The organism is Clostridium sp. AF50-3, from assembly GCF_003477445.1.
GTDB lineage: Bacteria > Bacillota > Clostridia > Lachnospirales > Lachnospiraceae > Otoolea > Otoolea fessa.
Genome location: NZ_QUDH01000048.1, coordinates 1 through 1,306 on the forward strand (window position 1 = coordinate 1; position 1,306 = coordinate 1,306).

Genomic DNA, 1,306 nt, shown 5'->3' on the forward strand with positions numbered 1-1,306 from the left:
TTTTCGTCAAGGTCATAAACCTTGCGGCTCTTGGGAAGCCATTTTCCATGTTCGTCCATTGCCCTCATAGTGAGCATGACATGGGCGTGGGGATTGTGTCCCGGCGGATGGGGGTCATGGATTGCAAAATCAGCAATCATGCCTTTGGAAACAAACTGCTGCTCACAAAACTCCCGGACAAGGACAGCATACTGGTCGGGTGGTATCTCTCTTGGGATGGTAAGCACCCACCGCCTTGCAAGCTGGGAGTTCCATTGCTTTTCCACCGCTTCGGCGGCGTTCCATAAGGTATTGCGGTCTGCATACGACCGTGGGGCGTTTGCCGGGAGCAGAATTTCATTGTGGACGATACCACGCTTTTCCGGGTAGTGCTTCACTTGCTGGTCGTATTCACAGAACAGCTTTTCGCCGCTTTGGTAAGCAGCGGCGGCAACAGCAGACTGTCGCTGGCTGCGCTGAACAATCGTGATTTCGTTGTGCGGACAGGGCATTTCGTATCACTCCTTTCGGTAATCGGTGGATGGGGTGGCGTTTTGCCACCCCATTTTGGGCAGAAAAAAAGCAGGAGACCTTTTTCAGATTTCCTGCTCGGTGTGCCGCTGTGTGGGCGGCGGGTATTTAGTTGTAAAAGTTCGGGACAAGTTGACCCGATGTGTGGGTGGCAAACTGGAATTAATCAGTTTCTTGTAACCTTTCGAATAGTTGGCTATCAATTTTATAAATTCCTTGATAAGGCTGTTCAATATAGTATTTACCACTATCCTCATACGCAAAGATAGTACTTGTTCCTGTCTCAAACTGGAAGTCAATTTTGATATAACTTTCCACTTGTGGACAGTCTTGAACACTTTCCTTCTTAGTCGGTTCAGAACTGGAAATATCGGCGATTATTTCACTTATCCAAGTTTTGTCTGAATGACTTACTGTATTTTCCCCAAAAGTTATATCAATAGATGTAATCTCGTCGGTTTGAGGTAACGTAATAGGAGCTACCTTTTTTCCACACGCAACTAAAGTCAGTACACAAGTAAGACACAAAAACAAAGAAAGAAATTTTTTCATAAGCATATTACCTCCAAATTCCGATTAGTCGTTGACTTCATTATACTTTATTCGACCGTCAAAGTATAGAGAGATTTTGTAAAACTTGTCGGCTGGGAACAGCTTGCAACGCAAGGTGTCCCCAGATGGCAAGTTCACAAAAGGGTAGCTGGCGGCAGCCAGCGCAGGGGAAGCGTAGCGTCCCCTGTTTGATTTGAAGCAGACCATGACTGCGGAAAATCACAGCCCTCCGGCGAGGAGCCTT

Annotated in this window: 2 protein-coding genes; both read right to left on the reverse strand. The window is 46.8% G+C overall.

What is annotated here, in order from left to right; all coding sequences use genetic code 11:
• Positions 1-491: MobQ family relaxase (gene mobQ, locus DW085_RS18720; RefSeq protein WP_147354000.1), on the reverse strand; the 491-nt coding region annotated here is incomplete at its 3' end.
• A gap of 181 nt (positions 492-672) precedes the next feature.
• Complete coding sequence (locus DW085_RS18725; protein ID WP_029731695.1) at positions 673-1,062, reverse strand: DUF5301 domain-containing protein; 390 nt, start codon at positions 1,060-1,062, stop codon at positions 673-675.
• Positions 1,063-1,306: the final 244 nt, after the last annotated feature.